Origin of the sequence: Flavobacterium sp. (assembly GCF_003525665.1) — a bacterium.
GTDB lineage: Bacteria > Bacteroidota > Bacteroidia > Flavobacteriales > Flavobacteriaceae > Flavobacterium.
The window spans coordinates 8,413-14,676 of sequence record NZ_DQDX01000190.1 but is presented as its reverse complement, the minus strand read 5'-3'; the positions used below and the strand labels follow the sequence as shown (position 1 = coordinate 14,676).

9 protein-coding genes and 1 pseudogene are annotated in these 6,264 nt (G+C 32.2%); 7 read left to right on the top strand and 3 right to left on the bottom strand.

Annotation, left to right across the window (positions count from 1 at the left end):
- The 3 genes and pseudogenes from DIU01_RS13485 to DIU01_RS13475 all read left to right on the top strand — a co-directional run.
- Positions 1–769 (top strand): annotated as a pseudogene (locus tag DIU01_RS13485) (amidohydrolase family protein); the annotation flags it as partial.
- Positions 770–771: 2 nt separating this feature from the next.
- The gene (locus DIU01_RS13480) at positions 772–1,092 is read left to right on the top strand and encodes a hypothetical protein (RefSeq protein ID WP_290835290.1); all 321 of its coding nucleotides are present in this window, start codon (positions 772–774) and stop codon (positions 1,090–1,092) included.
- Positions 1,092–1,736 (top strand): alpha/beta fold hydrolase, encoded by a 645-nt coding sequence (locus tag DIU01_RS13475; RefSeq protein ID WP_290835288.1) that lies wholly within the window; start codon positions 1,092–1,094, stop codon positions 1,734–1,736. Before DIU01_RS13480 ends, DIU01_RS13475 begins: the two co-directional genes overlap by 1 nt.
- Before the next feature lie 44 nt (positions 1,737–1,780).
- On the opposite strand, the gene DIU01_RS13470 is transcribed toward DIU01_RS13475, so the two are convergent.
- From DIU01_RS13470 to DIU01_RS13460, 3 genes are read right to left on the bottom strand one after another with little or no spacing between them, the layout of a single operon-like run.
- Positions 1,781–2,281 carry a hypothetical protein gene (locus DIU01_RS13470; protein ID WP_290835286.1) on the bottom strand — a complete coding sequence of 167 codons (501 nt, stop codon included), beginning with the start codon at positions 2,279–2,281 and terminating at the stop codon, positions 1,781–1,783.
- Positions 2,282–2,283: 2 nt separating this feature from the next.
- Positions 2,284–2,778: a hypothetical protein gene (locus DIU01_RS13465; RefSeq protein WP_290835284.1), complete on the bottom strand. Its 495-nt coding sequence runs from the start codon at positions 2,776–2,778 to the stop codon at positions 2,284–2,286.
- Positions 2,779–2,787: 9 nt separating this feature from the next.
- Positions 2,788–3,552, bottom strand: coding sequence for an MBL fold metallo-hydrolase (locus DIU01_RS13460; RefSeq protein WP_290835282.1), 765 nt, complete (start codon positions 3,550–3,552; stop codon positions 2,788–2,790).
- A gap of 127 nt (positions 3,553–3,679) precedes the next feature.
- Between DIU01_RS13460 and DIU01_RS13455 the strand changes: the two genes are divergently transcribed.
- The 4 genes from DIU01_RS13455 to DIU01_RS13440 form a co-directional block, all read left to right on the top strand.
- The gene (locus DIU01_RS13455; protein ID WP_290835281.1) at positions 3,680–5,143 is read left to right on the top strand and encodes a TonB-dependent receptor; all 1,464 of its coding nucleotides are present in this window, start codon (positions 3,680–3,682) and stop codon (positions 5,141–5,143) included.
- Positions 5,144–5,158: 15 nt separating this feature from the next.
- Positions 5,159–5,284 carry a hypothetical protein gene (locus DIU01_RS13450; RefSeq protein ID WP_290835278.1) on the top strand — a complete coding sequence of 42 codons (126 nt, stop codon included), beginning with the start codon at positions 5,159–5,161 and terminating at the stop codon, positions 5,282–5,284.
- Between the two features lie 15 nt (positions 5,285–5,299).
- Positions 5,300–5,767 carry a hypothetical protein gene (locus tag DIU01_RS13445; protein WP_290835276.1) on the top strand — a complete coding sequence of 156 codons (468 nt, stop codon included), beginning with the start codon at positions 5,300–5,302 and terminating at the stop codon, positions 5,765–5,767.
- A gap of 245 nt (positions 5,768–6,012) precedes the next feature.
- The coding region (locus tag DIU01_RS13440; protein WP_290835274.1) for a hypothetical protein at positions 6,013–6,264 on the top strand (252 nt) is incomplete at its 3' end.

Below are 6,264 nucleotides of genomic sequence, written 5' to 3'. Positions count from 1 at the left end.
GCTAAAAGCTCGTTTACTACACGTACAAGATTTTGACAGATTCGTCATCGCTTACAGCCAAGCCGAGAAAATAAAAGGAAGCGGCGTTGCCAATGAAGGCATTGTTTCTACAAGATTAGGATTGAAAGGAATTCCGAATTTAGCTGAAGAATTAACCGTTGCCCGAAACTTATTTTTGCTAGAATACACAGGTGGAAAATTACACATTCCGACAATTTCTACAGCAAAATCTGTGGAATTGATTCGCGATGCAAAAGCCAAAGGATTGCAAGTTACCTGTAGCGTTGCCGTTCATAATTTGGTTTTAACCGATGAAAAATTAGATGGATTTGACACTCGATTTAAAGTAACACCACCATTGAGAACTGACAACGATAGAATTGCCTTAATTTCTGGAGTTTTAAATAATACAATAGATATAATTACATCCGACCATAATCCGATTGATATTGAACATAAAAAGATGGAATTTGATATGGCAAAAAATGGAACCATCGGATTAGAAAGTGCTTTCGGAGCTTTATTAACCGTTTTACCATTAGATAAAATCGTAGAAAAACTAACATTCGGAAGAACGATTTTCGGATTAAAAAATTCTGAAATAGCCGAAGGAAATAAAGCCAATCTAACATTGTTTTCAACAGAAGGCGAATGGATTTTTACCAAAGAAAACATCTTATCTAAATCTAAAAACTCTGCTTTTTTAGGAACAAAAATGAGAGGAAAAGTAATTGGAGTTTTCAATAACAACAAATTAATTTTAGGATAATTATGAATGATACTCAAAATAAAGACGCCGCACTAGTTGCGTATTTAACCATTTTAGGAGCTGTAATTGCCATTTTCATGAACAATGAAGAGAAAAAAACCGAATTTGCTTCGTTTCATATTCGTCAAGCTTTAGGAATTTTTCTATCGTTTTTTCTATTAGGATATTTTGTAGGTTATGCTGATAGTTGGACCGTTTCATCAGCATTCTATCTATTCTATTTTATCCTTTGGATTTACGGTTTTTCTGGAGCTTTATCTGGACAAAAAAGACTAATTCCAGTTGTTGGTGCATTTTTTCAAACTACTTTTAAAAGCTTATAATGAATTTATCTTTACATCACCTAGTTCGTGAACCTAAAATAAAATTAGATAAAAATCCGTTGCTTTTACTACTTCACGGTTATGGTAGCAATGAAGAAGATTTGTTTTCATTTGCAGCTGAGCTTCCAGAAGAATATTATGTAATTTCTGCTCGCGCACCTTATGACATGATGTATGGAAGTTATGCTTGGTACGCCATCAACTTTGATGCTGACGAAAATAAATTTTCAGATATTGAGCAAGCCAAAACATCACGCGATTTAATTTCGAATTTCATCGACGAATTACTTGCAAATTATGCAATTGATTCAGAAAATGTAACTTTAATTGGCTTCAGCCAAGGTTGCATTTTAAGTTATGCTGTGGCGGTTTCTTATCCAGAAAAAATAAAACGTGTTGTAGCAATGAGCGGTTATTTTAATGCCGAAATTGCAACAGAAAATTTCAAAGAAAACGATTTTAGTAATTTAAAAATATTTGCATCACACGGAAGTGTCGATCAAGTTGTTCCTGTAGATTGGGCTCGAAAAGCCGAACCAACGTTAAAACAACTAGGAATTGACATAGTTTACAAAGAATATCCAATTGGTCATGGCGTTTCTCCGCAAAACTTCTATGATTTTAAAAACTGGTTGCAACAATAAAAAAATAAGGTCTTGAAAATTTCAAGACCTTTTTTAGTTTTATATTATTCTGTAATCGGAATTTCTTCGCTGTCTAAACTTCCTGATACTTTGTTTCCTATTTCGCCATCGCCACTGTAAACAATTTCACCCGATTTTTTTAGAACAAAACCTTTCCAAGGAATTAATTGCCATTCGCCATTTACATAAGGTTGACCTTCGGCTTTGCGTGTTAAAATAATTGATTCGTCTTGATTTGGTAAAAATAATTCGGCATTATCAGCTTTTTCATCAAAAAGAACGTACGTGCATAATGTTGCATCATCGCTACTTGGGTTGTTGGCTGGAGACAATTGTAAACCGCTGAAAACTCTAACACATTCTTTATTAAGTTTAGACCAAGTATAACCTGCAGATGCCAAACATCCGTTATCGTCTTTATCGCCACCAAGAACTACATCTTTAGCAGCATCAACTGGCTCTGGTTTTACTTCTTCTTCTTTTTTAAAATAGTCGCACGAGATTATTGAAATCGATGCGAATAAAACTAGTATAGTTTTTTTCATTTTTATTCCATTTGTTGTTTTGGGTACAGAAAATTATCAACAGTTTCGAATGTAATTGAATTGTCGTCTTTCACAAAATATTTGATTAAAACATCACCCCATAAAGTTCCGTTGCTGTAGTCTGCTACTATCCAACGATGATTTAAAACTTTTATTTTGTTAATGATGAATTTTTGTTCACCCATTTTTGGTTGATCTACATATTTATTTCCTTCAGGCGCATCGTTGTAAGCCAACAAAGCGTCTTTTATTTGAGGAAGTAATTTGGTAACATCATAATTAGAAAAATATTCTTGAGCATTTTGATTATTCTCTAATGAAAAATAATTGGCATCGTATAAAACATTTTCAAACTGACTGATGCTGTCTTTCATTCGTTTGTTTTTATCTTCAAATCGCTTTTCGATAGTTGCATCTTTCTTGCTGTAATACATGTACGTAAAAACATTAATTAAAGCCGAAACAATAAATAAATATAAGAACAATTGCTTTTTCATGGTGTAATTTTATATTGAAATTTCTAAATTATCGTAAGCCAAAAACACATTTTTAGGTAGTTTTTTCTGCACTTCTTCGTGAAAACCTAAGATGTGACTTATGTGAGTAAAATATGCTTTTTCAGGTTGAATCAAAGTTACAAAATCTAATGCTTCCTGCAAATTAAAATGTGAATGATGTGGTTCTTCTCTTAACGCATTAACAACCAATACCTTTACACCTTTTAGCTTTTCAATTTCTGATGATTCTACCGTTTTCACATCAGTTAAATAGGCAAAATCACCAATTCGATAGCCAAAAACTTGTAAATTTCCGTGCATCACATTTATCGGAATAACTTTGAAATTTCCAATTGAAAATGGTTCGTTATTCACCACTTCATTCGATTGAATTGATGGCGCGCCAGGATATTTATTTTCGGTTTCAAAAATATAATCAAATCGCTTTTCTAAATTTTTTAATACCCTATCGTGAGCGTAAATCGGAATTGGACCTTGCTTAAAATTAAACGGACGAATGTCATCCATTCCAGCTGTATGATCGGCATGTTCATGAGTGTACAAAATGGCATCTACTTTTTGACATTTCGAAGTGAGCATTTGCTGTCTAAAATCGGGTCCGCAATCAATAACTATCGAATTGTTTTCGTCGTGAATCCAAACCGAAACACGCAACCGTTTGTCTTTTAAATCATTACTTAAACACACAGAATGATTGCTTCCTATAACAGGAATTCCTTGTGAAGTACCAGTTCCTAAAAAATAAACTTTCATTTAGCACGGTTTTTGTTATGATAAAACTACATCAGTATTTTTAGATGTTAATTTTCTACAAAAATAGAACTATTTATCTTTTAATACCGCAATCGTTTTATTAACTTTGCAATGTATATAAATGATTATGGGAAATAACGGACTTGATATTAAATTAAAAGGCGACAGAGTAATTGAGCAAATTCCTTCAATTAAGGATAAAGCATTGCGTATTAATTTGAATGAAAATATATACGGAACTTTTGCCGAAATTGGTGCTGGACAAGAAACAGTAAGACACTTTTTTAGATCTGGAGGTTCTTCTGGAACGATTGCAAAAGCAATGTCGGCCTATGACAAAGATTTTAGTGATGCTATTTACGGAATTGAAGGCGATGGACGATATGTAACCGAAAGTCGTTTGAAAAAGATGCTTTCGCATGAAGTAGATTTGATTGAAAAGCGTTTGGATAGAACAAAGCATCCTAATAAAATGTTCTTCAGTTATGCAAATACTGTTGCTACGATAGATTTTGCTAAACAATTTAAAGGTCATGGTTGGGTTGGAATTAAATACCAAATCGAACCAGACGAAGACTACAACGAGATTATTCTTCACATTAGATTTAAAGAAACTGACGCACGTTTACAACAAGAGACTCTTGGTATTCTTGGAGTGAACTTAATTTATGGTGCTTATTACAAATACAACGATCCTAAAAAATTGTTACGCTATTTGTACGACCATTTAGATAAAGATCAGTTAGAAATTGATACTATAAATTTTTCGGGACCACGATTTGCTAATGTGGACAACCGATTGATGAGTTTACAATTAGTGAAAAATGGTATGACCGATGCCGTAATGTTTGGACCAGACGGAAATAACATTTTGCCAGCCGCAGTTTTATACAAGAAAAATATTTTAGCATTAAGAGGAAGTTTCCGTCCGGTTACGAAAGTAAATATGGACATGTATGAGAAATCACTTGAAATGTTTGTTGCCGAAAATAAAGTTGAAAAAGAAAATACCTTTGTGATTTTCGAAATTACTTTGTCTAATTTACGTTCAGAAGGTGAAATTGACGAGCGCGATTTTATGGATCGAGCCGAATTGCTTTGTTCGCTTGGGCAAACCGTTATGATATCCAACTTTCAAGAATATTATAAAGTGGTTGAATATTTCTCTAGTTATACCAAAGCCCGAATGGGATTGGTTATGGGAGTAAATAACTTGGTTGATATTTTCGACGAGAAATACTACCGTCATTTAAGTGGTGGAATTCTAGAAGCTTTCGGAAAATTATTCTACAGAGATTTAAAAGTATATTTGTATCCAATGGAAGAAGATGGTGAAGTGATTACCTCACAAAACTTAAAAGTACATCCAAGAATGAAAGAATTGTACAAATTCTTCGCTTACAACGGAAAGGTTGTTGATGTACCAGTGAACGAAAAAGACAACTTAAAAATATTTTCGCGCGAAGTTTTAAAAATGATTAGCAAAGGAATTCCAGGATGGGAAAAAATGCTACCAACAGGTACAGCCGAATTAATTAAGCAACACCAATTGTTTGGTTACGACCCAAATAGAATTTTAGAAGAAGCATAATTCACTGAAATAAAAATGACAAAATCCTCAATTGTGAAAACGATTGGGGATTTTTTATATATTTACGATTACAGAGATACGATTGGAAAAAATTGGAAACGTTTGTTTATTGCAATGAGCAATAATTTAGGAGGCATTTAATAAACTATAAATAAAATGGGATATTACACTCGAGTATTTTGTTCAAGTAAAATCAAACCAAAAGTTAACTTATTAATTGAATATCTTACGGAAATTGGTCACACAGTTTGGACCAATCCAAAAGAATTAGAAGATGACTGGACTGACTTTGAATTAATGTATGATTCTGAAAGGTTGCCTTTGCTAATAGAATTAAATGAAAAAGGTAATTCTGATGGCTTAGCAGAACAAGAATTATTGGAATTTTTTGAATTTATAGGTAAAGCTAATATTTTTGAACTAAGCAAGAAAAAAGTAATCTCACATTTAGACAGAACAGAATACATAGTTTGTATACAGCTTCCAACAAATGATATCATTGATGAAGGTTATGATGTAAATGGCAATTTAATGAGTTACTTAGAAAGAAACTTTTCTGGAATGACTCACGCAGACAGAGAAGGTTTTTACTTGAATAATAAGTTACTCTTAAAAATAAAATAAACGATATCAAACAGTCGTTTTCAAACACTATGAAACAACATCAGAAAAACTTAGTATCAATAGCTTTTGTATTTATTCTATTTATTGGTTTTTATATTTATTTCTCAGAATATGATGTTTCACCGTATTTATCAATTCATTTTTTTATCGTAACTTTTATATTCAGTTTGATTTTCATCAAAAATAACCTTCGGAATAAAAAGCTAAAACTATTTTTTTCTGGTATAATCCTACTTTTTACAATTATGCTTTTTTTATGGGAAGTACTTTTAGCAAGCCTGAAAAGCGCTAATGAAATTTCTCAAACATGGAAAATCAATGAATTTGAAATTCAATCTGTAACTCGAGAATATAATGGTCAGGAACCAAGTTTTTATACCTTGAAAGAAGTTTATTTCTTTGGTTTAATTTATAAAGAAATGGGGATATCATTTCCAAAAAACATGACTAAAATTGATAATAAATGTATTTTAGAATTTGTTGACGTTAATCTGGCT

Excerpts from the sequence above, each read along its gene's own strand:
- DIU01_RS13480 (WP_290835290.1), top strand. The coding sequence starts at position 772 with ATGAATGATACTCAAAATAAAGACGCCGCACTAGTTGCGTATTTAACC.
- DIU01_RS13475 (WP_290835288.1), top strand. The coding sequence starts at position 1,092 with ATGAATTTATCTTTACATCACCTAGTTCGTGAACCTAAAATAAAATTA.
- DIU01_RS13470 (WP_290835286.1), bottom strand. The coding sequence starts at position 2,281 with ATGAAAAAAACTATACTAGTTTTATTCGCATCGATTTCAATAATCTCG.
- DIU01_RS13465 (WP_290835284.1), bottom strand. The coding sequence starts at position 2,778 with ATGAAAAAGCAATTGTTCTTATATTTATTTATTGTTTCGGCTTTAATT.
- DIU01_RS13460 (WP_290835282.1), bottom strand. The coding sequence starts at position 3,552 with ATGAAAGTTTATTTTTTAGGAACTGGTACTTCACAAGGAATTCCTGTT.
- DIU01_RS13455 (WP_290835281.1), top strand. The coding sequence starts at position 3,680 with ATGGGAAATAACGGACTTGATATTAAATTAAAAGGCGACAGAGTAATT.
- DIU01_RS13450 (WP_290835278.1), top strand. The coding sequence starts at position 5,159 with ATGACAAAATCCTCAATTGTGAAAACGATTGGGGATTTTTTATATATT.
- DIU01_RS13445 (WP_290835276.1), top strand. The coding sequence starts at position 5,300 with ATGGGATATTACACTCGAGTATTTTGTTCAAGTAAAATCAAACCAAAA.